Source organism: Rhodococcus rhodochrous (assembly GCF_014854695.1).
Lineage (GTDB): Bacteria > Actinomycetota > Actinomycetes > Mycobacteriales > Mycobacteriaceae > Rhodococcus.
The window spans coordinates 4,374,729-4,395,839 of sequence record NZ_CP027557.1; the positions used below are offsets into that span (position 1 = coordinate 4,374,729).

Below are 21,111 nucleotides of genomic sequence, written 5' to 3' on the forward strand. Positions count from 1 at the left end.
CGTGATCCCGATCACCGGGAGAACGCGAGGACGGACGATCGGTCTCCGGCCGTCCGATCATTCCGGCGAGGCGAAGACACCGGAGAGGTAGGCGACGATCTCGTGGAACAACTCCTCCGCAGCAGGTAGCACGGCTGTCATGGTCGCGAAACCGTGCATCATCCCGTCGTACCGCCGTAGTTCGACCGGCACACCGGATTCCTGCATACGCCGCGCGTACTCCTCGGTGCCGTCGCGCGTGGGGTCCACTTCGGCGGTGGCGACGAAGGCGGGCGGCAGGCCGACCAGGTCGCCGGCGAGGCCCGGAGATGCCTGCACAGAACGCCGGTCGGTGGGATCCGGCACGTACATGTCCCAGAACCAGTGACAATCCTCCGGGGACAGCAGTGCCGTGGCGTACTCGGGATTGGTCACCTCCATCACCGCAGTCCCGTACAGGGAGATCTGCGCGAGCGGACATGGAAGGCCGGTCTCGTGGAGTTGCTGGGCCAACGCGAAGGTCAGAGTGCCACCGGCACTCTCGCCTGCGATCACTGCTCGCGTCACGTCGACGGACCGAAGTTCATCGGGCGCAGAGGTGATCCATTCCCAAACACTCCGACAATCGTCGAGCGCCGCCGGACAGGGGTGTTCCGGCGCCAGCCGGTAGTCCACGGAGACGATGACGCACCGGGATGCGTTGCTCAGCTTCCGCAGGTACTCCTCGTTCTGATCGAGATTTCCGACGGCGAATCCTCCACTGTGCATCCACTGCACCACCGGCAACCCCGGGTCGTCGGACGGCCGGTAGATGCGCACGGGAACGCCACCACCGGCAGAGGGAACGACGCTGTCCTGTCGATGATGAATGGGTGTCGTTGCCGGAATCGCGTGTGCAGCGAGAGCGGCACGCAGATCCTCCACAGGCGTCTCGTGCATGGGTCTTGCCATGCGTGTTGCAGATGCATCGACCACCCGCTGTGCTTCCGGTGAGAGCGGCATATGTTCTCGTTTCGTCGACGTCTCGTACGGGCCGGGACGGTTCCGATCGCGGCGGCGGCCGTTCGGATCAGAGAACTCGCGCGGACACCTCTGCGAAGTGATCGGCGTATCTCACCGAGTCCTGGGTATCGAGGACGACGTGGACAGCACTGAAGACCGGTCCCGCTTCGGTGGCCCGGATGCTGCCGCGCACGATGCCACTCGATACGTTGAACGGCCTACCGTCGACGATCTTGGTGACGAAGATGTAGGACGAGAACTCGACCTCTCCGTCCGCGACGCCGGTGACGAACACATTGGTGCCGTTGTGACGCAGCGGATAAGGACTGTTGCGCCGGTGGTCGTCCTTCCATGCCATCACATTGGCGGCGCCACGCACGTCGACGCGGATGAAGTCCTCGTAGTCGGTCTCACCCGTGTCGCTCGCGCAACTGAAGGCGATGTCGTCGGCCATGAGCGCCCGAAGTTCGATGGGATTCCATTCGTCGTAATGGAACCACCAGGCCGCGACGAGGGCGCTGACGGTGCCCGGATCCACGGTCGACTCGTTCATGGAACTCTCCTGGAAGTCGGGACGGATGGTCGGGGAATCCGGAAGCTCTGTCACCGGTCGCGTCCGGCGGCGATACCCATTCGTGTGAGCATCGCCTGTGGGTCGGCCGGCGGCGCGAGATCGAGAAGCTGGTGCGCACGCCGATGTACTGCGGCGATGCACAGGTCGTCATCCGAGTGGATCCAGAACTCGCCGCGCGCGATCTGCTCGACCATGTGCTCGGCAGCGACGAGCGGATCGAGCCCTTTCTCGACGTTGTCGCGTTGCATGGCCGCGAACACCGCGTTCGCCGTCGGGTTGTCCGTGGGTGCCTCACGCTGCGCCGACAGGAAGATCTCGCTCCGGATCGAATGCGGGATCACGGCACTCACCTGGATCGGTGCACCGACGATGGCCAGGTCCTGGTGCAGACACTCCGTCATCGCGAGCACCGCATGCTTGCTCACGATGTACGGGGATTGCACCGCAACGGCATTCAGTCCACCGACCGACGACAGATTGGCGATGCACGACGGAGTTCCCGCTGCGATCATCCGCGGGACGAACGATCGCAAGCAATAGAAGACACCATCGACGTTGATCTGCATCAGCCGTTGCCACCGCTCGCGGTCGATCTCCCACAGCAGGCCGGCCGACTCGACGCCGGCATTGTTCACCAGGAGTTCGACGCTGCCGTGACGCTCGAAGACCTCGCTCGCCATCGTCTCGACAGCGTCGGGGTCGGCGACGTCGACGGCATACGGTTCCGCCTTGCCCCCTGCGGCGACGATCTCGTCGACGACCTTCGCCGCTCGACCGCCGTCGATATCCGAGACGACGACCGTCATTCCCAGTGACGAGAGATGCCGTACCAGACCTTCACCGATACCGGCGGCGGCGCCGGTCACCACGGCCACGCCCCGGGAGAACCGTTCCCGCGCACTGCTCGTCTGCATGCTCACGCCCTCAGTCCGTCGTCGGCGATGTTGGGATTGCACCAGGCAGGCGGCTCGCGGCGAGGCAGTTCGTCCTTGCCGTCGAGGCTCTTCACCGGGATCCCCTGAGACCACGGGAAATGCAGACTGAAGCCCACCAGACCGGTACGTTCGGCGGCGGGCAAGGTGCACATCTCCAGGACGGTCTGCGCCAGGTATTCCGGTGGTTCCGTCTCGTACCCCTCGGGCAGCAGTGCGGCAGCGCCCGGGGTCATGATCGCCGTGGACGGCCCGACCGCATTGACGGCGATGTTGTCGTCGACGAGTTCCGCGGCGAGGCCTTGGGTGAACCGGTGCAGAGCAGCTTTCGCCGACGCATAGATCACGTCACCGGAGGTCTTGTTGTACTCGCGGAACGGGCGGATCGGGCTCACACCGGTGGACGAGCCGATGTTGACGATCCACCCCGCACCGGACTTGCGCATGTGAGGGATGGCGGCCTGCGAGAGGAGGAAGGGAGCCTTCAGGTAGTGCTCCAGAGTCCTGTCGAACGTTTCTTCGCTCATCTTCTCGATCGACGAGTAATCGGCGAATCCCGCATTGTTGACCAGGATGTCGAGCCCTCCGACGGCGTCCGCCGCTGCGTCGATCAGTCCCGCGCGCTGGTCGCGGTCCTCGAGATCCGCCGCGATCGGCACTGCGCGACCACCGGCCTGTTCGATCAGCTGCACCGTCTCTTCCAGAGTGCCCTCGAGTACGTGCTCCTGCCCGTCCCGGAGCGATCGGGACGGGGACATGGAACGAGCCGTGACCACTACGGTGGCACCTTCGGATGCGAGACGTCGCGCGATCGCCCGGCCGATCCCCCGGCTGCTTCCGGTCACGAGAGCGGTACGTCCGGTCAGTCGTTGTGTCATGTCGGTTCCTGCTGCCTGTTCGTCTGTGTGCTCGGACTTCTCGTCGAACCACTCCGAAGCTATGCCGCAGCCCGTACGGGCGGACCGTTCCCTCCCGTTGTGCGGGAGGTCACTCCGACTACTTCCCCGATCTGCGGAACCGGAGCAGATAGGACGGAAGCCCGCGAATCGGAACCGACCGGGGCCAGTCGTCGGCACGGAAGTACGCGTCGGAACCACCATCGACGAACACCACGCTGCCGCACAGGAAATCCGCAGCGTCCGACAGCATGAAGACCGCCCATGCAGCAAGCTGTCCGGCATCACCGAAGCCACCGACCGGTACGGGGAACGAGCGGATCGCCTTCGCTTCGGAAGGAGTGGACAACTGCTTCTCCAGCAGCGGTGTCATGATCGCTCCCGGCGCCAGAGCGTTCAGCCGGATACCGGCACCCGCCCACTCCGGCTGCACGGCGGTGCGGCGAACCCATCTGCTGACGGCGATCTTCGACGCCGCGTAGATGATTGCAGGCGCGACCTTGCCGAACAGCCGGACCGATCGCACCGCCTTGTCCGCGTCCCCTCGCAGAAAAGCCTTGACCGTCCGACCCGGTACAGCGGGCGTGGTGGTCGTCGAATTGCTCGAGAACACAACCACCCTGGCGTTGCCCGCTGCTTCGAGGGCCGCACGCCAACCCATCAGGAGGTCGACGACCCCGAAGTAGTTGACCTCCGCGATGAGCCGGGGGCGTTCCGGGCCGGGCGCCGGCCCGAGACCCGCAGCGAGCACGGCGCCGTCCAGCCGGCCCTCGGCGGCCTCGAGCACCTTCTCGACGGCGCCCTTCCTGCCCTGCGGTGTCGACAGGTCCGCGACAACCTCCGCCTCTCCGATATCGACACCGATGACGGTGTGCCCGGCGGCGCGAAGTTGTTCTGCGACGGCGCGCCCCATGCCCGATGCAGATCCTGTCACCACATAGACGCCCACGTCGTCTCCTTCGTTCTCACGCACCGTTTCTCGGTGAAAGATATTTGACAGAGTAGGACAAAAATGGTGTTCTCGGAATGTGCGTCAGGAATCCTCCGATCCGCCGAAAGCATCCACCGAATCGGCGGGTGGACGCAGGCGTGGCCGACCATCGGTCATCGATACCGAAGCGATCGCCGAGGCTGCTTTCCGCCTCTGGTCCCGACAGGGATATGCCGACACCAGCTGGAACGACCTCGCCGAAGCGACCGGGATCAGTGCCCGCACCCTCATCAGGCACTTCTCCGTCAAGTCCGCGATCGCCTGGATCGGTGTGGCTCCCGCGACCGAACGGCTGCGCGCATCTCTCTCCGTCGCACCCGAGACCGCTCCACTGACCGATGCCGTACGCACGGCGATCGTCGAATCGATCTCGCACCGTCCGCACATCCAGCGCGTCGGACGCGATTGGCTCCGCCTCATCGCGGGCACACCCGAACTCGCCGCGATGTCGTCGGAGGCGTACCGGCCGTGGATCACCGAACTGGCCGATTACATCGGCCGACGCGTCCCCGAAGTCCCGGCAGCGATCGCGCGCGCGTTGGCGACCGCATACCAGGCCGCGGCGTTCGCGGCGTTGACGGAGTGGGCGGAAGAGGGTGCCCACGGGGATCCTGCCGACGCCGTCGACGCGATGCTGCGCTGGATGGACATCGTCCCCCGCTCCTCTGCACGTCCCGCCTGAATCAGCACTCTCCGCCTGGAATTCCTCTCACAGCCCGAGAATACGGAGATCACCATGACGACAGTCGACCCCGAATCTGCTACCGCGCCCACGGTCGATCCGCTGGCGCCTGCGCGCCTCGGACCGATCACCCTGCGCAACAGAATCATCAAGTCCGCAACATTCGAGGGCGCCAGCCCGAACGCCCTGGTCAGCGACCGCCTCGTCGACTTCCATGTCAGGGTCGGTGAAGGAGGCGTCGGGATGACCACCGTTGCCTACCTGGCGGTGGCACCCGAAGGGCGCACCGAGAAGGATCAGATCTACTGGCGCCCGGAGGCCCTCGACGGTCTCCGACGGCTCACCGATGCCGTGCACGCCACCGGTGCGAAGGTGTCCGCCCAGATCGGCCATGCCGGCCCCGTGGCCAACTCGCGATCGAACGGTCTCCCCTCGCTGGCGCCCTCCGCGCGCCCGAATCCCCTGTCGATGAGCATCGACCGGAAGGCGAGCGAGGACGACATCCGACGGATCATCGCCGCGCACGGTGAAGCGACACGATACGCCCGGGAAGTCGGATTCGACGCGGTCGAGGTCCATCTCGGACACAACTACCTCGCCAGTTCGTTCCTGAGCCCGAAGGTGAACCGCCGCAAGGACCGTTGGGGCGGCTCCCTGACGAACCGTGCCGAGTTCGCCCGCCGTATCGTCGCCGCCGTTGCGGAGGCGGCGGACGGTGAGATCGCCGTGCTGGCCAAGATGAACATGGCCGACGGGGTGCCTGGCGGACTCTGGCTCGACGAATCCCTGCCGTTCGCGAAGATGCTCGAATCCGACGGTCACCTCGACGCACTCGAACTCACCGGCGGTTCGTCGCTGCTCAACCCCATGTATCTGTTCCGCGGAGACGTACCGCTGCGGGAGATGGCCGAGACACAGATTCCGATCCTGCAACTCGGGATGAAGATGTTCGGCAACTTCGTCTTCCAGCATTATTCGTACGAGCCGCTGTACTTCCTCGAGTACGCCCGTCAGTTCCGCGACGAACTCGACCTGCCGCTCGTGCTGCTCGGCGGCATCACCGATCTCGACGGAATGCAGGTCGCGATGCGCGAGGGTTTCGAGTTCGTCGCGATGGCCCGGGCACTGCTGCGCGAACCGGACCTGATCGCGCAGATCCAGCGGGACAGGGACACCCGGTCGCTGTGCATCCACTGCAATCGATGCGCGGCCAGCATCTTCACGGGAACGCGGTGCCCGCTGGTCGTCGAATCCCTCTCCTGACAGCAGCAGACGGGCCCCGCAGCACGGTTCTGCTGCGGGGCCCGTCGTCGCTCTCAGTGCAATCGGGGCAGCTTCTGCCCGACAGGCAGTTCGATGCGCGATTCGGTCAGCACGCGCTGCGCGACCGCACGGTCGATGCTGTCGCGCAGCGCGCTGCACTCCCGGCCGTGATCACCGGGAGCCGAACCGCTCCGCGAGATGAGCGGGCACTCCGACGTATCGGATTCCCACTGGATCGAGGTGTGGGCAGGGCTGAACTTCTCGACGAGCACACCGACTCCGCACTTCTCGCACGACAGTGCCTGCATCGTCATGCCGAAGTTCCCTTTCCGCCCACGCGCGCGGGGTCGATGAACTCGAAGTGGTCGGGATGCGGTTCGCGGAGCAGGGTCCAGTAGTCGACGAGCCGCCACGGGCACGGTACGACGGCGCGTCCTTCGCTGTTCCGGTAGTAGCCGTTGGTCTCGGCACCGGGATGCACCCACACGGTCTTGTCCAGCGCCTCGTCCACCCTGCGGTTGTACTCGTCGAGCACATCCTGCCGCACATCCATCGCGTCGTGCCCGTTCTCCACGAGGTACTGCAGACACTCGACGATGTAGTGGACGTGCTCCTCGCTGAGGATGTTGTGGCCGGCACCGTGGTTGGGCGCGGAGTTCGGACCCGCGGTGACGAAGAGGTTCGGGAAACCGGACACCTGGATGCCCAGATACGCCCGCGGGTCGTCACCGCCCTTCCACTGCTCGGCGAGGGTGCGTCCTCCTGTCCCCACGATGTCGATCGAAGTCGTGAACTCCAGCTTGAAACCCGTTGCGAGAACGATGACGTCGGCGGGTACGAACTCGCCCTCGGTCGTGACCACGCCTTCCGGTGTCACCTCCCGGAACGACGCGCGGTGCAAGGTCACGTGATCACGGGTGAGCGCCGCGTAGAAGCCCGGATCCTTGACGATCCGCTTGCTGTAGGGACGGAAGTCGGGTGTCAGTTTCTCGACGAGATCCGGACGGTCGGGGAAGTTGGCGTGCAGGTGGTTCAGTGCCGTCTGCAGCACCATCTCGTTCGCCGGTGAGGCCGAGAAGTGCGTCTTCGCCCATTCGGGGTCGATGCGCGGCATCACGTAGAGGTTGTCCGATGCGAACCAGTAGGAGCGCAACCGGAACCACTCGTGGTACCGAGGAAGATGCGCCAACGCCCACTTCTCGCCGTCCGGAACCTCGTTCACGACGGCCTTCTCCGGGACGATCCAGTGCGGCGACCTCACCACGACGTCGAGCGATTCGACTCGGTCGACGATGCTCGCGACCACCTGGACGGACGTGCATCCGGTGCCCAGAACGACGACGCGCTTGCCGGTGAGGTCGAGGTTCTCGTCCCACTCGGCGGTGTGCACGACGGTGCCGCGGAAGGTGTCCATACCGTCGACGTCCGGGATGTTCGGTGAGTTGAGCATCCCGAGCGCTGTCACGACGGCCTTGGCGCGGTGCACCTCGCGGGTTCCGTCGACGGATTCGACGGTCACCTCCCATACGTGCTGATCGTCGAGCCACCGCGCGGACTGCACCCGCGTACGGAAGGAGATGTTCTCCGCAATTCCGTAGGTGTCGACGACCCCCTTCAGGTACTTCTGGTATTCGGTACCCGTCGGGTAGTACTTGGACCACCCGGGGTTCAGCTCGAACGAATACGAGTAGTAGTGGCTGGGTGTATCGACGGCGGCGCCGGGATAGGTGTTGCGCGACCAGGTTCCGCCGATCTCGTCACGGGCTTCGAACACACGGTAGGTGAAGCCGGCCTCACCGAGCTTGATCGCGGCATTGATGCCGACGATGCCGGCACCGATCACGATCACGGAGAATTCCGGCGCCGGTTTCCGTGTGACCGGGACGCAGCGTTCGGAAAGGACGAAGCCCGCTTGTTCCCGGAGGATCGGAACGAACTCCTCGTCGACACGCTCCGAGGTCGCGACCGTCGCCATCCGGAGGAACAGCTCCGGCTCGGGTACACCCAGCCGGTCCTCGGCATCCGGCGTGAGCAGTTCGTGGGCACGCGCCCGGATATCTGCGACCACGTCGTCCGGGTACTGCCCCGGCGGCGTCGTCGGACGCGTCCCGGTGCGGTAGTGGTTTCCCGGCTCGCCGATCGTCAGGCGTGGCGCGAACTCGTCGAGCAGAGTGGTGTCGCCGGTGGCGTGGACCAGGGACATGAGTAGCGGTGCCGGATCGCATACGTCGATGGCGGCATGCAGCCGGCCTTCGCGGTCCTCCACGTCCTCGGCACCCGAGCCGAGGGAGATCGTCTCGGTCATCATCAGCCCTTCTTCGACGCGAGTTCGGTGGGTGTCTCGATCGCCGCTCGCCGGACGATCTCGAATCCCTTGTAACCGGCTGCCGCGATCTCGGCACAGATGTTGCCGTAGTTCGCGAATCCGCCGATGTACGGCATGAACACCCGTGGTTTGCCGGGAATGTTGGCGCCCATGTACCAGGAGTTCGCCGAGGGGAACAGGGTGCCGGCGGCTTTCTCGTTGCACTCGGCGACCCATTCCTCGACGGCCCGTTCGGTCGGTTCGATCGAGGCGGCATCGTGCTCGTCGAGATGGTCGAGGCAGTCGGAGATCCAGTCCACCTGTTGCTCCGCCATGAGCACCATGTTCGCCAGCACACTCGGGCTGCCCGCACCCACCATGAAGAACATGTTGGGGAACCCGTGGGACGCGAGCCCCAGATAGGTTCGCGGTCCTGCGGACCACTCCTCACGGAGGGTGCGCCCGCCGCGGCCTCGGATGTCGATCCGGGCAAGCGCACCCGTCATCGCATCGAATCCGGTCGCGAAGACGATCATGTCCAGCGCATGGTGATCCTCGCTCGTGCGCACACCGCTCTCGGTGATCTCGACGATCGGAGTGGTGCGCAGGTTCACCAACGTCACGTTGTCGCGGTTGAACGTCTCGAAGTACCCGTCGTCGGTGACGATGCGCTTCGTGCCGATGGGGTGGTCGTTCGGGATCAACTGGTTCGCGATCTCCGGGTCCTCGACCATCTCCCGGATCTTCGCCTCGACGTATTCGCGGGCCGTGTCGTTCGCCCGGCGGTCCATCATCTGATCGGGGAACGCCTTCGCGAAGAGGTAACCTCCACGCTGCCACCACTCGTCGTACACCCTGCGACGCTCGGCCTCGTCGACCTCCATCGCGCCCTTCGGGTACGGCGTGAACGGTGTGCCTCCGCCGCTCATCCGTGCCAGTCGCCGACGCTCCGGATACGTCGCCTTGACTTCGGCGATCTGCTCGGCGGTCAGCGGCCGGTTGCCGGCCGGGATCGAGTAGTTGGGGGTCCGCTGGAATACGAAGACGTGGTCCGCTTCCTTCGCGATCACAGGAATCGACTGGATGCCCGACGAACCCGTTCCGATCACGCCGACGCGCTTACCGGTGAATTCGACGGGCTCGTGGGGCCATTCACCGGTGTGGTAGGACTCGCCCGCGAACGTGTCGCAACCGGGAATGTCGGGTCGGTTCGTCGCCGACAGCACCCCGGTGGCCATGATGCAGAATCGCGCCCTGACCGATCGACCGGTGTCGGTGGTGATGGTCCACAGCGCAGACTCCTCGTCGTACACGGTCGACACCACCCGGGTGAGGAACTCGAAGGCGCTTCGCAGGTCGTGCCGGTCCGCCACGTGTTCGAGATACGCCAGGATCTCCTCCTGCGTGGCGAACCGCTCGGTCCACGTCCATTCCTGCTGCAGTTCCTCGTCGAAGGAGTACGAGTAGTCGATACTCTCGACATCGCAGCGGGCACCCGGATAGCGGTTGTGGAACCAGGTTCCTCCCACTCCTGCAGCGGATTCGAAACCGTGGACGGTCATCCCGCGCTTCCGGAGCTTGTACACGGCGTACAGCCCGGATATGCCCGCGCCGATCACGACCGCGTCCACGTCACTCGAGGTGGTCACGGGAATCATTCGGTCGCCTCCTGCAATTGCTTGGCCCACAGCCATTCGTGACCCCAGTAGCTGTCGGCGGTGATCTCCTCGGCCGTGTAATAGGTCTCGTCGACGAGCATGCCCTCGGTGCCGTATTCGATGTCCCATCCGCCGGGGACCTGGACGTAGAAGGACACCATCTTGTCGTTGGTGTGGCGACCCAGCGTGGACGATACCGGGAAGTCCCGGGCGGTCACCTGATCGAGGGCACGGCCGACTGCATCGAGCGAATCGACCTCCACCATCACGTGGACGAGGCCCGGGTCCCGATCCTCGGGGCTGGGCATGAGGGCCAGACTGTGATGGCGCTGGTTGACACCGAGGAACCGGATCCGCATCGGGTCCATACCGGGAGGAGTCGGCAACCGGAACGCCCCTCGCGGAAGAAATTCGAGCACGTCCACGTAGAAATGGAACGATTCGTCGAAGGCGGTGGTGGGCATGACGACGTGCCCGAGGCCCTGTGGTCCCGTCACGAACTTCTGTCCGTAGCGTGTGACGACGGGACTGTGGTCGAGAGCCGGCCCGAAGAAGAACTCGAGCGGGGTGCCACCCGGATCCTTCATGATCAGGCCACCTTCGACGCGCCGCCGCTCGCACATCTCGAAAGGCATGGCCTCGAATTCGTATCCCGCGGTGGTCAGTCGGTCCGCGAGAGCCCGGAGGGCGGTACCGTCCCTGACTTCCCAGCCGACCGCGGTCACGCGGTCGGTGTCGCCCGGTTCGACGGTGATCCGAGCCGGACGTTCGTCCATGCGGAAGTGCAGTGCGTCGTCCTCCGGACCGGTGCCCGGCGCGAAGCCGAGCACATCGAACCCGAGCTCGCGCCAACGCGCCATGTCGGTGGCCTGGACGCGAACGTAGCCGAGGCTCTTGATCTCAGTCACAGAATTCCTTTCGAGTGCGCAAGGGGTGTCAGATCATCACGCGGAGGGGTCCGTCCGGAACGTCGATTCCGAGGGAGGCCATGGCCGACGCGTGATAGGTGGTGCTGGTGACGTGGATGGCGTGGTGCAGGCCGGCGTGCGCATCCCGCCAGAAGCGCTGCAAGGGGTTGTCGACGCGGAGGGCGTTTCCGCCGCACCGGTCGAAGACTTCGTCCGCGGCGCGGACGGCACGCCATGCCGAGCGCACCTGGTTGCGGCGCGACGTCGCCCGGGTCTCGAAGTCGACCTCCTTGCCGGCATCGACGAGATCCCAGATCCGGTCGACGTTCGCCAGGAGTTGCTGCCGGGCCGCGTCGATCTCGGCAGCGGCCTCGCCGAGGGCGTGCAGGACGTACGGATCGTCCTTGATGGCAGTCCCTGCCGCACCCACGCGCCCGCGCTGATAGTCGACACCCGCCGCGAGTACGCCCTCGCAGATCCCGATGGTGGCGGAGGTGATACCGAGCGGGAACATCGTCGACCACGGCATCCGGTAGAGGGTCTCGGTGACGCCGTACTCCTTGGCCGCGGTCCCGTCGATCACCGCTCCGCCGTTCATCACCCGGTACTCGGGAATGAACGCGTCCTTGACGACGATATCCTTGCTGCCGGTACCCCGCAGACCGACGACATCCCAGGAATCGTCGATGATCTCGTAGTCGGAACGCGGAAGGATCACGTGCAGGCCGACGGGGGGCATGACCGGTGCGCCGTCCTCACCACCCACCAACGCGCCGAGGAAGATCCACTCGCAGTGGTCGGTTCCCGACGAGAACTGCCACCGCCCGTTCAACCTGTACCCGCCGTCGACGGGAACCGCGACGCCCCCGGGCATGTACGGGGATGCCTGCCAGGTATCGGAATTCGTGCCCAGCACTTCGTCCTGCACCTTGGGGTCGGCGAAAGCGAGCTGCCACGGATGGACGCCGACGATCCCGCCGACCCATCCCGCGGAACCGTAGATGCTCGCCGTCTTCATCACCGTCTCGGCGAACTCCCGAGGATGTGCTTCGTACCCGTTGTACTTCTTCCGCTGCAGCAACCGGATGATCCCGGACTGCCGGAGGCCGGCGGCCATGTCGTCCGTCAGCCGACCGAGCCGGTCGGAGTCGTCGGCCCCCGCTCGGATCTCGTCGGCCATCGCGACGATGTTGTCGAGCACTTCGTAACTCATGGTTTCTCCAGGAGGTATGTGATGATGCGGAATTGCGGGGTCAGGATCCCGATTCGGCGGAGGCTGCCTCACGAGCCCGGGTGAGGTTCGGGGCGAAGGCACTACGTCCGGCAGCGACGTTCTCGTCGACTTCGGCCTGCCAGCTCGTCAGGGCGCGCGTGGTGTCGATCTCGTACTCGAACCGGTTGACCATCTCGGGTCGGATGTCCTCGACGTCGACGTAGAACTGTTCGTACCACCGCCGCAGTTGGTAGACGGGACCGTCCTCCTCGCACAGCAGGGGGTTGTCGATCCGCGACTTGTTCTTCCAGATCTCGACGTCCTGCTCGAATCCGATCGCGACGCCCTGGGCGACGGCCTGGGCGATCTGTTCCGCCTGCTCCGGGGGCACTCCCTCGGGCCTTTCCACCATCACGCCGTACTGCAGGCGGAAGGAGGTCGGAAAGATGGGGTAGTGGCAGTTGATCAGGTAGATGTTCGGCGGCGACTCGGGATCACGGCCGGCGCTCCACAGCTTGTCGATCATGTACGAGGGACCGTAATACGTGGCATCGGATCTGCTCTCGGCACTGTAATTGGTGGTCTGGCTGACGCCTACGGCATCCGCCCGGGGCAGGGACCACATGACCTGGGTGGCGGTATGACCTTCGAACACGTTTCGGAAGTAGGTCGGCATTCCGTAGTGGACGTAGAAGAAGTGCGCCATGTCGACGACGTTGTCCACGATCTCGCGACAGTGGGATCCGGTCACCTCGATCGAGTTCCACACCCAGTCGGTCCACCCGGGATCGCCGTAGGTGGGAACCTCCGGAACGGCGAGCTCCGCCGGCGGCTTGCTGCCCTGCGGGTCGTGCCAGACGAAGAGCTGACCGCTCACCTCCGCCACCGGCCACGTCCGCGTGCGGGCGAGCGGTGGAACACGACGCGCATAGGGGATCTCGGCGCACTTCCCGTCACCGCGCCAGCGCCAGTCGTGGAACGGACAGGCGATGGTGTTGCCCTTCACGGCTCCCTGCGCCAGATTTCCACCCATGTGCCTGCAGTAGGCGTCCAGAACGTTGAGCTTTCCGTCCTCACCGGCGAACACCACGAGCGAGGTCCCGAACGCGTCGACCTGATGGGGCTTGCCGTCCGCGAAATCGCGTACGAGCCCCAAGCAGTGCCATCCTCGCGCGTAGCGCTCCGGCGGCGTGCCTACATCGATGGTTCGGACCTGATCTTCGGTGTCTGTGGAACCCACGATGCCTCCTGATCGACTGATCGCGACGACTCGCCCGTCGCACCAGGGACCAGGATCGAGAACCCGGACGTCGATGTGATGTCCGTCTCCCGAAGAGCGGGAGGGCAGTTTCGGTCACAGGGATCCACCTGGCACGGTCGGTTCCATGGTTGCCGTACGTGGCGCTTCGCGGATATGGTGACGCCCATCACACCTGGGGGGTGTTCAGGAGGAGAATGTGAGTACGTCACGCACCGATGGTCTGCCCGTGTCCGTCGTGGACCGGATTTCCCTGGTCCTGGAGGCCTTGAGCACGGGCCCGATGACGCTGGCCAAGGTCACGGCCCGCACCGGGCTCCCCCGCTCGTCGGCGCACCGCCTTCTGGAACAACTCGCCAACGCGGGCTGGTTGGCGAGGTCACCCGAGCAGACGTACGAGTTCGGGGTGAAGGCGTACGAATTGGGTCAGGCCGCGCTCAATCAGAACCGGCTCCTGCATCATGCGCGTCCCCTGATGCATGCCTTCGCGCATCGCTCGGGGTTCACGGTGCAATTGGGGGTTGTGGACCGCGGCGACACCGTCTACCTGGCCAAGGTGAACGGACGCACATCGGGCTCGACCCCGACGGCCGTCGGCCAACGCGTGCCGGCCCACTCGACCGCCCTCGGCAAGGTCATCATGGCGTACTCGGCGGTCTCGTCGCAGCACCGTCCGGACCGTGACCGGATTGCCTCCGGGACAGCACCTTCCGCACGGAGCCGCTTCGAGGACGAGCTCGCCCAGGTGCGTGATCGTGGCGCCGCGTTCGACCGCGCCGAGGCGTTCCCCGGCATAGCCTGTGTCGGGGTGTCGATCGGTCCGCCCGATCACATGTACGGGAATCTCGCCGGGCTGTCCGTGTGCGCCCCCGTCAGCGTGCTGGATCACCACAAGATGATCGGGCCGCTACGTGTTCTGGCCGGCGACATCTGGCAGCGCTGTGTCGCGTCGGATCTTTCGACGCACTAGCCGACGGCGGTGGGCGCGGAACACATGTGTTCCGCGCCCACCGCTGTGATGTCGAGAGTATGGCGAGGGCCGAGGGTACGGATCAGCCTCGCTGCACGAACTCCACGAGATAGCCGTCCGGGTCGCGAACCGTGCCGATCACCATCCCGTAGGCCTCGAGTTCCGTTGCCGGTGTCTCCTCGACGCCACCGTGCCTACATGCGTGGGCCATCCTCTCCCTGACGTCGTCGGTGTTCAGCACGATCTTGACGAACATGTTGCCGTGTTCGTGTGGGGTCTCCCCCTCGATGCCGGTCGGCACGACGAGTTCGAGGCCCGCGGCACCGGCCCGGACGATCGACGCGCGGAATGTAGGGGTGTCCAGATCCTTGTCGTGCGCGAATCCGCATCCCCGGGTGTAGAACTCGGCAGATCTTTCCAGGTCGGCGACTCTCAGCGCAGTGAGCGAGAGCAACGTCGGCGCACCCGACTCCTGCACGGTCATCGCGTCTGGGACCCACCGTTGAAGTCCAGTGTCTGACCGGTGATTCCGCCCGCCTCGTTCGAGGCCAGGTAGGCGCAGAATGCGCCGACCTCGATGGGATCGCCCAGGCGGCCGATCGGGATCGTCCGGAGGATCTGCTCGATCATCTCCGCACTCATCTTCTCCTCGAGGTTCTTCTGATGCCCCAGTGCCACGATGTTCGCCGTCACGCCGTACTGCCCGGTCTCGGCCGCCAGGTGCCGGATGAACCCTTCGATTCCGCTCTTACCCGTTGCGTACATCGATTGATTGATGTTCTGACCCGTGCGTGCAGAACCCGACGAGATCTGGACGACCCGTCCCCAGCCGGCCTCGCACATCCCGTCGAGGGCGACCTTGATGCAGTTCATCGCGCCGTAGATGTTGAGATCGATCGGAGCGCGCCATTCCTCGGGCGACAACTCGCGGAACGGTTTGATGACGCGTCCTTCCGCGATGCCCGCATTGTTGACGACGATGTCGACGTGTCCGCCGAGTGTCTCCTCCGCCGCCCGTACGCATTCGAGCGTGGCGTCGTAGTCGGTGACGTCGAAGGCCGATGCGACCGCCGTGTTCCCCTCCTCGACGATCGCCGCGGCGACCTTCTCGGCGCGGTCCGGGAACAGATCGTTGACGATGACCGAGGCCCCCTGCCGCGCAAGGACCTTCGCGATTCCCTCACCGACGCTCTGACCGGCACCGCTGACGAGCGCGATGCGTCCGGCAAGACTGAACACAGGTACTCCTTCCCGTCGAACATGATTCGACGAATCGTGATGTGAGCCAGTGCACAACAGAGAACCATTTATTGTCAACAGATATTGGATCCAATAATCGCTACGCATCTGTTACGGTCTCCGCATGACCCAGATCTCATCCGATCCTGAGCTGGGCGGCGGCCCGACGGAGCCGATTCTCTGTTCCGTCGCAGACGGTCTCGCCCGCATCACCTTGAACAATCCTCGTCGCAAGAACGCGATCACCCTGGACATGGCAGCCGAGATCTCGGCGTTCTGCGACCGCGTCGAACGGGATACGACCATCGGTGCCGTGGTCGTCGACGCGAACGGAAGCTATTTCTGCAGCGGCGCCGACACTCGCGACCTCGCATCCTCATCCACCGATCCCGCTTCTCCCGAAGCGGTACAACGCACGTCGGCGGTCTACAACGCCTTCGTACGCATCGGGTCGCTCCCGGTACCGACCGTCGCCGTGGTGACCGGTGGCGCTGTCGGGGCAGGTCTGAACCTCGCCATGGCCGCCGACATCATGGTGGTGACACCCGAGACCGTCCTCGACAGCGGCTTCTCCGCTCGGAACATCCATCCGGGTGGCGGCCACATCTCCCTGCTGGGACGTGCGATGGGTTGGTCCGGCGCGATCGCCCTCGCAGCGTGCGGACAGTCCCTGAGCGGATCCGACGCCGTGGCACGAGGACTCGCCTACATCGCTGTGGCCGCCGAGGACATACCGGCGACCGTCGAGCAGCTCACCCGCACGGCCGCCGCCGATCCCGAACTGACGCGACGCATCATGACGAGCGCGCGCCTCGAACTCGGCCCACCCGCCGTGAGCTGGGAATCGGCGCTGGAGATCGAACGCGGCGTGCAGATGTGGTCGATGGCCCGGAAGGGCCACGCATCGTGGTCGTCGCGAGGACCGGGCCGCTCGTGACCGCCACCGGAACCGAGCACCTCGAGGACATCGACTCCGGGCTCGGGCACCTCCGCGCCGAGGTACGGGCCTTCTTGTCCCAGGAGATCACCCCGGGCCGGTTCGTTCCCGACACGGACAGCTGGATGACCGGGTTCGACCCCGACTTCAGCGCTCGTGTGGCCGGACGAGGCTGGCTCGGCATGACGGTCCCCACGGAGTACGGCGGGCACGGACGCAGTCCGCTCGAACGCTTCGTCGTCAGCGAGGAGATGCTCGCGCACGGCGCCCCCGTCGCGGCGCACTGGATCGCCGACCGCCAGATGGCACCGAGCATCCTCGCCAACGGATCGGAAGAGCAGAAGCAGCGGTACCTTCCGGAGATCGCCTCGGGCCGAGCCTTCTTCGCCATCGGTATGAGCGAACCCGACGCAGGCTCGGATCTGGCTTCGGTGCGTACCCGCGCCGTCGACAACGGCAATTCGTGGACGATCACCGGCACCAAGGTCTGGACCACCGGAGCCCACCTCGCGCACGCGATGGTGCTGCTCGCCCGCACCGACGGACAACCGGGCGACCGCCACAGCGGCCTGTCCCAGTTCGTCGTCGACCTCCCCCACCCCGACATCGAGATCCGTCCCCTGCGGAGCATCGACGGACAGGCACATTTCAACGAGGTCGTCTTCCACGGCGCGCAGGTGCCGGCATCGGCCCTCCTCGGCAAGCGCGGAAACGGCTGGACCCAGGTCATGGGTGAACTCGCGTTCGAGCGATCCGGTCCCGAGCGCTATCTGAGCACGATGCCCCTGCTGCGCGCATGGGCGGCCCACCTCGCGGAAAACGGGGCGACTCCCGCACAGAGACAGACCCTGGGCACTCTCACAGCCAGGGCGTGGGCTCTGCGCCGGATGTCCTTGCGGGTCGCGGCCGAGCTCACGGCCGGCCGCAGGCCCGACATCCTCGCAGCGATGGTGAAGGATCTCGGGTCGACCTTCGAGGGCGATCTGGTCGAAGCCGTGCGGGCTTCGAGCAACCTCGTCGCCCGGCGCGACGGAGCCGATCCGCTGGCGCGCATGCTGGCCCACAGTGTTCTGCACACACCCGTGTTCACCCTCAGGGGTGGCACCAACGAGATCCTGCGCGGGATCATCGCGCGCGGATCGGGGGTTCGATGAGCGAGTTCACCACCGAGCTGGCGGAGACCACCGCGGCGATCATCGAGCACGTGGGGGTCGATCCGGCCACGCCTGCGGACGGCATGCACGGTGCGCTCTGGACGCAGCTCGTGGACGGCGGCTTCGTCACCGTCGGCGTACCGGAAGCCGCCGGTGGGGGTGGCGCGACACTCGGCGACGCACTCGCAGTCGTGACGACCGCAGCGCGGCACGGCGCAGTGGTGCCCCTCGTCGAGCACGGCATCCTCGCAGCCTGGCTCGCCGCCACAGCCGGACACGAGTTGACCGCGGAGATCGCGACCGCGGCACGAGGTGACGAGCGATGCTCGATCCACCGCCGGGGCGACACCCTCCTGTTCGACGGCACGGTGACGGATGTCCCCTACGCGGCCGACGCGGACACCCTCGTCGTGATCCTCCCTCCGGAGAACGGCGCGGACGGTTCCTCGGTCGCCGTCGTGTCGATGTCCGGAAACGGCGCCGACGTCTCGGCAGAAACCGACCTGACCGGTGTTTCCTACGCCGACATCGTCTTCCGGGACGCACCGGTCGTCTTCCACGGAAGTTCACCGGTTCCCCTCACCGAGTTCCGGCACCGTGGCGCTCTCGCCTACGCGGCCGCGACGGCGGCTGCAGCTACGGCAGTACGGGACCACACCGTTCGCTATGCATCCGAGCGCCTCCAGTTCGGGCGCCCGATCGCGAAATTCCAGGCCGTCCAGCAACAGCTGGCACAGCTCGCCGCCCGGACCACGATGATGGAGATCGCCGTCGACTCCGCGATCGCCACGCACGACGACCCGGAGATCGGCCCGCTCACGACAGCAGCCGCGAAAGTGGTGACCGCGATGTCCGCGCACTCCGTCGCTGCCGCCGGCCATCAGATCCACGGTGCCATCGGCACGACCTCCGAACACCACCTCGGCCGCTTCACCACCGCGTTGTGGAGCGGGCGCGACCGATTCGGCTCCGAGCAACTCTGGGCGGAGGACCTCGCGAGCCGGATCCTCGACGACGGCATCGACGTCTGGGACGTCGTCACCGGAACACGAACAGAGCACGACAGCGCATCGACGGCGTACAGGAGCCCGGCATGAACGTCTCCACCTCCCCCGGTCACACGCCCACATCGACGGCCGATTCCGCGATCGACGGTCGTGCCGCGTGGCGGGCGGCCGATCGCAGCACCGGAGTCGGCGCGCTCGCCGGACTCCGGGTACTCGACCTCAGCAGGGTCCTCGCCGGGCCGTACACGGCCCAGACCCTCGCCGACCACGGCGCCGAGGTGATCAAGGTGGAGGCACCGTCCGGCGACGAGACACGCGGATGGGGACCACCTTTCGACGATTCCGGCGAGAGCAGTGCGTACTACGCGGGTCTCAACCACAGCAAGGACAACATCTGTCTCGATCTCCGGACCGACGCGGGCCGCGAAGTACTGTCGCATCTGCTGCGTGGCGCCGACGTGGTGATCGAGAACTTCAAGGCCGGCACCATGGCTCGTTGGGGGTTCGACTACGAGACCGTGCTCGCCGAGGAGAATCGCCGGCTCGTCTACTGCAGGGTGACCGGGTTCGGTGTGGACGGGCCGATGGGCGGACTACCCGGATACGACGCGGTGCTGCAGTCCTTCGGTGGCCTGATGAGCGTCAACGGCTATCCCGACGGCAATCCCTTGCGTGTCGGAGTTCCGATCGTCGACATCGTCGCGTCCCACATGGCGGTCAGCGGCATCCTGCTCGCGCTGAGGGAGCGGGACAGCAGCGGCCGCGGTCAACTCGTGGACATCACCCTGCTCGACTCGGTGATCTCGCTGCTGCACCCCCACGCATCGAACTGGGTCTCGAGCGGGAAGGTGCCCCAGCGCACCGGCGACTACCACCCGACGGTCGTGCCGTATCAGGTCTTCGCTGCCCTCGACGGTGACTTCTTCATCAGTGCCGCCAACGACCGGCAGTTCCGCTCCCTGGTGACCGTCCTGGGCAGGCCGGATCTCGCCGACGACCCGCGATTCGTCTCCAACGGCGTGCGGTCGCAGAATCGCGACGAACTCGCGACCCTGCTCGGCGGTCTCGTCGCCGGATGGCGACGAGACGATCTCGCGGTCGAACTCGAACGCGCCGGTGTCGCGGCCAGCCCGGTCAACACCGTCGACCAGGCCCTCACTGCGCCCCAGACCGTTCACCGCGGGCTCTTCCTCGACACCGTCGACTATCGTGGCCTGGGTGTGCCGATAAAGCTCGGGCGGACGGCCACACGGACACCCAGGACGGCGGTTCCGCTCGGAACCGACACCGAAGCGGTGCTGTGTTCGATGGGATACAGCGCAGACACTGTCGCCGCTCTACGGGCCACCGGCGCGCTGGGCCGTTCACGAACGACGCATGCGGGGACGACCCGGAAGGACGACGCAGGAGAGGACCGAGGTGAGCCCACGAGCGATGCGGACCGGTGACGACGTCACCGAGCCCGGTCCCCCGGCAACCGTTCGCGGCGCCGACTGGGTCGCCACCGAGATCGAGCGGATGATCGTCACCGGTGATCTGCTCCCCGGCCAACCGGTCCGTCAGGAGCAGATGGCGGAACGACTAGGAGTCAGCCGGCTCCCGATCCGGGAAGGACTACGCCAACTCGCCTCGCAGGGGCTCATCGAACATCGCCGCAACGCCGGGTACACCGTCGTCCGGCTCGAGCAGTCCGAGTTCGACCAGATCTACCTGATGCGCGATGCCCTCGAACGGGAGGTTCTTGCCTCCCTCCCCGCCCTGGATGCCGACGCGCTCGCCGAGGTCCGCAGGCTGGGCGAGCGCGTCGCCGAGGCGGCAGAACGTGGAGACCTGCTGGAGATGCGCCTGGCGAACCAGGACTTCCACTTCGCCATGTTCGACCGCTCGCCGCTCGGTCTGGTCGTCTCGGAGATCCGCCGATTGTGGCGACTCGCGATGCCGTATCACGCGGCGTATCTCTTCGATGCCGAAGTGCGCCGACGTGTGATCGCGGAACACGATGCGATGATCGACGCGCTCGCCGACCACGACAACGAGCGTCTGATCGGCCTGATGAACGAGCATCGCCGCGGCGGTGAAGCCGGCACGAGCATGCTTCTGCGGAACACCGCTCGCGGAGGTTCGTGACTCGGCACCCCACGGG

21 protein-coding genes are annotated in these 21,111 nt (G+C 65.9%); 8 read left to right on the plus strand and 13 right to left on the minus strand.

Translation table 11 applies throughout. The annotated features are described in order from the left end of the window. Nucleotides 1-57: 57 nt before the first annotated feature. The 5 genes from C6Y44_RS20215 to C6Y44_RS20235 all read right to left on the minus strand — a co-directional run bounded on the left by C6Y44_RS20215 (nucleotide 58) and on the right by C6Y44_RS20235 (nucleotide 4,332). Nucleotides 58-930, minus strand: a complete 873-nt coding sequence (locus tag C6Y44_RS20215) for an alpha/beta hydrolase (RefSeq protein WP_225623616.1) — start codon at nucleotides 928-930, stop codon at nucleotides 58-60. A gap of 118 nt (nucleotides 931-1,048) precedes the next feature. Beyond that, complete coding sequence (locus C6Y44_RS20220) at nucleotides 1,049-1,534, minus strand: hypothetical protein (RefSeq protein ID WP_225623617.1); 486 nt, start codon at nucleotides 1,532-1,534, stop codon at nucleotides 1,049-1,051. A 50-nt stretch (nucleotides 1,535-1,584) separates the two neighbouring features. After that, a complete protein-coding gene (locus tag C6Y44_RS20225) occupies nucleotides 1,585-2,469 on the minus strand; it encodes an SDR family NAD(P)-dependent oxidoreductase (RefSeq protein ID WP_159419135.1) in 885 nt (294 codons plus the stop codon). Nucleotides 2,470-2,471: 2 nt separating this feature from the next. Beyond that, the gene (locus tag C6Y44_RS20230; protein ID WP_159417620.1) at nucleotides 2,472-3,365 is read right to left on the minus strand and encodes an SDR family NAD(P)-dependent oxidoreductase; all 894 of its coding nucleotides are present in this window, start codon (nucleotides 3,363-3,365) and stop codon (nucleotides 2,472-2,474) included. A 118-nt stretch (nucleotides 3,366-3,483) separates the two neighbouring features. Beyond that, nucleotides 3,484-4,332 (minus strand): SDR family oxidoreductase, encoded by an 849-nt coding sequence (locus C6Y44_RS20235; RefSeq protein ID WP_088898906.1) that lies wholly within the window; start codon nucleotides 4,330-4,332, stop codon nucleotides 3,484-3,486. Between the two features lie 79 nt (nucleotides 4,333-4,411). Between C6Y44_RS20235 and C6Y44_RS20240 the strand changes: the two genes are divergently transcribed. Next, entirely contained in the window at nucleotides 4,412-5,056 is a 645-nt protein-coding gene (locus C6Y44_RS20240) for a TetR/AcrR family transcriptional regulator (protein ID WP_159417619.1), read from the plus strand. Nucleotides 5,057-5,110: 54 nt separating this feature from the next. Continuing rightward, nucleotides 5,111-6,319 carry an NADH:flavin oxidoreductase gene (locus tag C6Y44_RS20245; RefSeq protein ID WP_159417618.1) on the plus strand — a complete coding sequence of 403 codons (1,209 nt, stop codon included), beginning with the start codon at nucleotides 5,111-5,113 and terminating at the stop codon, nucleotides 6,317-6,319. A 53-nt stretch (nucleotides 6,320-6,372) separates the two neighbouring features. On the opposite strand, the gene C6Y44_RS20250 is transcribed toward C6Y44_RS20245, so the two are convergent. Genes C6Y44_RS20250 through C6Y44_RS20275 form a run of 6 tightly spaced genes read right to left on the minus strand, consistent with a single transcriptional unit; the run spans nucleotide 6,373 to nucleotide 13,643 of the window. Next, the gene (locus C6Y44_RS20250; protein WP_159417617.1) at nucleotides 6,373-6,633 is read right to left on the minus strand and encodes a hypothetical protein; all 261 of its coding nucleotides are present in this window, start codon (nucleotides 6,631-6,633) and stop codon (nucleotides 6,373-6,375) included. Then, nucleotides 6,630-8,627 (minus strand): flavin-containing monooxygenase, encoded by a 1,998-nt coding sequence (locus C6Y44_RS20255; protein ID WP_159417616.1) that lies wholly within the window; start codon nucleotides 8,625-8,627, stop codon nucleotides 6,630-6,632. The genes C6Y44_RS20250 and C6Y44_RS20255 overlap by 4 nt, the downstream gene beginning before the upstream one ends. After that, nucleotides 8,627-10,282 carry a flavin-containing monooxygenase gene (locus tag C6Y44_RS20260; protein ID WP_192378518.1) on the minus strand — a complete coding sequence of 552 codons (1,656 nt, stop codon included), beginning with the start codon at nucleotides 10,280-10,282 and terminating at the stop codon, nucleotides 8,627-8,629. The genes C6Y44_RS20255 and C6Y44_RS20260 overlap by 1 nt, the downstream gene beginning before the upstream one ends. Further along, the gene (locus C6Y44_RS20265) at nucleotides 10,279-11,190 is read right to left on the minus strand and encodes a VOC family protein (protein WP_088898882.1); all 912 of its coding nucleotides are present in this window, start codon (nucleotides 11,188-11,190) and stop codon (nucleotides 10,279-10,281) included. The genes C6Y44_RS20260 and C6Y44_RS20265 overlap by 4 nt, the downstream gene beginning before the upstream one ends. 28 nt (nucleotides 11,191-11,218) lie before the next feature. After that, a complete protein-coding gene (locus C6Y44_RS20270; protein ID WP_145692334.1) occupies nucleotides 11,219-12,403 on the minus strand; it encodes an acyl-CoA dehydrogenase family protein in 1,185 nt (394 codons plus the stop codon). Between the two features lie 40 nt (nucleotides 12,404-12,443). Then, entirely contained in the window at nucleotides 12,444-13,643 is a 1,200-nt protein-coding gene (locus tag C6Y44_RS20275) for a Rieske 2Fe-2S domain-containing protein (protein ID WP_404817771.1), read from the minus strand. Nucleotides 13,644-13,890: 247 nt separating this feature from the next. Between C6Y44_RS20275 and C6Y44_RS20280 the strand changes: the two genes are divergently transcribed. After that, a complete protein-coding gene (locus C6Y44_RS20280) occupies nucleotides 13,891-14,631 on the plus strand; it encodes an IclR family transcriptional regulator (protein ID WP_088898879.1) in 741 nt (246 codons plus the stop codon). Nucleotides 14,632-14,713: 82 nt separating this feature from the next. On the opposite strand, the gene C6Y44_RS20285 is transcribed toward C6Y44_RS20280, so the two are convergent. Both C6Y44_RS20285 and C6Y44_RS20290 read right to left on the minus strand, forming a co-directional pair. Beyond that, a complete protein-coding gene (locus C6Y44_RS20285) occupies nucleotides 14,714-15,115 on the minus strand; it encodes a VOC family protein (RefSeq protein WP_016695991.1) in 402 nt (133 codons plus the stop codon). Next, nucleotides 15,112-15,870, minus strand: coding sequence for an SDR family NAD(P)-dependent oxidoreductase (locus C6Y44_RS20290; protein WP_159417614.1), 759 nt, complete (start codon nucleotides 15,868-15,870; stop codon nucleotides 15,112-15,114). Before C6Y44_RS20290 ends, C6Y44_RS20285 begins: the two co-directional genes overlap by 4 nt. A 124-nt stretch (nucleotides 15,871-15,994) precedes the next feature. On the opposite strand from C6Y44_RS20290, the gene C6Y44_RS20295 reads away from it, so the two are divergent. The 5 genes from C6Y44_RS20295 to C6Y44_RS20315 are packed head-to-tail and all read left to right on the plus strand — an operon-like array spanning nucleotide 15,995 to nucleotide 21,095. Beyond that, nucleotides 15,995-16,807 (plus strand): enoyl-CoA hydratase/isomerase family protein, encoded by an 813-nt coding sequence (locus C6Y44_RS20295; RefSeq protein ID WP_159417613.1) that lies wholly within the window; start codon nucleotides 15,995-15,997, stop codon nucleotides 16,805-16,807. After that, nucleotides 16,804-17,961, plus strand: a complete 1,158-nt coding sequence (locus tag C6Y44_RS20300; RefSeq protein ID WP_192378519.1) for an acyl-CoA dehydrogenase family protein — start codon at nucleotides 16,804-16,806, stop codon at nucleotides 17,959-17,961. Before C6Y44_RS20295 ends, C6Y44_RS20300 begins: the two co-directional genes overlap by 4 nt. After that, the gene (locus C6Y44_RS20305) at nucleotides 17,958-19,058 is read left to right on the plus strand and encodes an acyl-CoA dehydrogenase family protein (protein ID WP_159417611.1); all 1,101 of its coding nucleotides are present in this window, start codon (nucleotides 17,958-17,960) and stop codon (nucleotides 19,056-19,058) included. Before C6Y44_RS20300 ends, C6Y44_RS20305 begins: the two co-directional genes overlap by 4 nt. Next, nucleotides 19,055-20,416 (plus strand): CaiB/BaiF CoA transferase family protein, encoded by a 1,362-nt coding sequence (locus C6Y44_RS20310; RefSeq protein WP_159417610.1) that lies wholly within the window; start codon nucleotides 19,055-19,057, stop codon nucleotides 20,414-20,416. Before C6Y44_RS20305 ends, C6Y44_RS20310 begins: the two co-directional genes overlap by 4 nt. Beyond that, nucleotides 20,403-21,095: a GntR family transcriptional regulator gene (locus C6Y44_RS20315; RefSeq protein ID WP_145692422.1), complete on the plus strand. Its 693-nt coding sequence runs from the start codon at nucleotides 20,403-20,405 to the stop codon at nucleotides 21,093-21,095. The genes C6Y44_RS20310 and C6Y44_RS20315 overlap by 14 nt, the downstream gene beginning before the upstream one ends. The last annotated feature ends 16 nt before the right edge of the window (nucleotides 21,096-21,111 follow it).

Excerpts from the sequence above, each read along its gene's own strand:
- C6Y44_RS20270 (WP_145692334.1), bottom strand. The coding sequence starts at position 12,403 with ATGAGTTACGAAGTGCTCGACAACATCGTCGCGATGGCCGACGAGATC.
- C6Y44_RS20245 (WP_159417618.1), top strand. The coding sequence starts at position 5,111 with ATGACGACAGTCGACCCCGAATCTGCTACCGCGCCCACGGTCGATCCG.
- C6Y44_RS20285 (WP_016695991.1), bottom strand. The coding sequence starts at position 15,115 with ATGACCGTGCAGGAGTCGGGTGCGCCGACGTTGCTCTCGCTCACTGCG.
- C6Y44_RS20230 (WP_159417620.1), bottom strand. The coding sequence starts at position 3,365 with ATGACACAACGACTGACCGGACGTACCGCTCTCGTGACCGGAAGCAGC.
- C6Y44_RS20260 (WP_192378518.1), bottom strand. The coding sequence starts at position 10,282 with ATGATTCCCGTGACCACCTCGAGTGACGTGGACGCGGTCGTGATCGGC.
- C6Y44_RS20310 (WP_159417610.1), top strand. The coding sequence starts at position 19,055 with ATGAACGTCTCCACCTCCCCCGGTCACACGCCCACATCGACGGCCGAT.
- C6Y44_RS20295 (WP_159417613.1), top strand. The coding sequence starts at position 15,995 with ATGACCCAGATCTCATCCGATCCTGAGCTGGGCGGCGGCCCGACGGAG.
- C6Y44_RS20255 (WP_159417616.1), bottom strand. The coding sequence starts at position 8,627 with ATGATGACCGAGACGATCTCCCTCGGCTCGGGTGCCGAGGACGTGGAG.
- C6Y44_RS20315 (WP_145692422.1), top strand. The coding sequence starts at position 20,403 with ATGCGGACCGGTGACGACGTCACCGAGCCCGGTCCCCCGGCAACCGTT.
- C6Y44_RS20305 (WP_159417611.1), top strand. The coding sequence starts at position 17,958 with ATGAGCGAGTTCACCACCGAGCTGGCGGAGACCACCGCGGCGATCATC.
- C6Y44_RS20220 (WP_225623617.1), bottom strand. The coding sequence starts at position 1,534 with ATGAACGAGTCGACCGTGGATCCGGGCACCGTCAGCGCCCTCGTCGCG.
- C6Y44_RS20215 (WP_225623616.1), bottom strand. The coding sequence starts at position 930 with ATGGCAAGACCCATGCACGAGACGCCTGTGGAGGATCTGCGTGCCGCT.
- C6Y44_RS20225 (WP_159419135.1), bottom strand. The coding sequence starts at position 2,469 with ATGCAGACGAGCAGTGCGCGGGAACGGTTCTCCCGGGGCGTGGCCGTG.
- C6Y44_RS20250 (WP_159417617.1), bottom strand. The coding sequence starts at position 6,633 with ATGACGATGCAGGCACTGTCGTGCGAGAAGTGCGGAGTCGGTGTGCTC.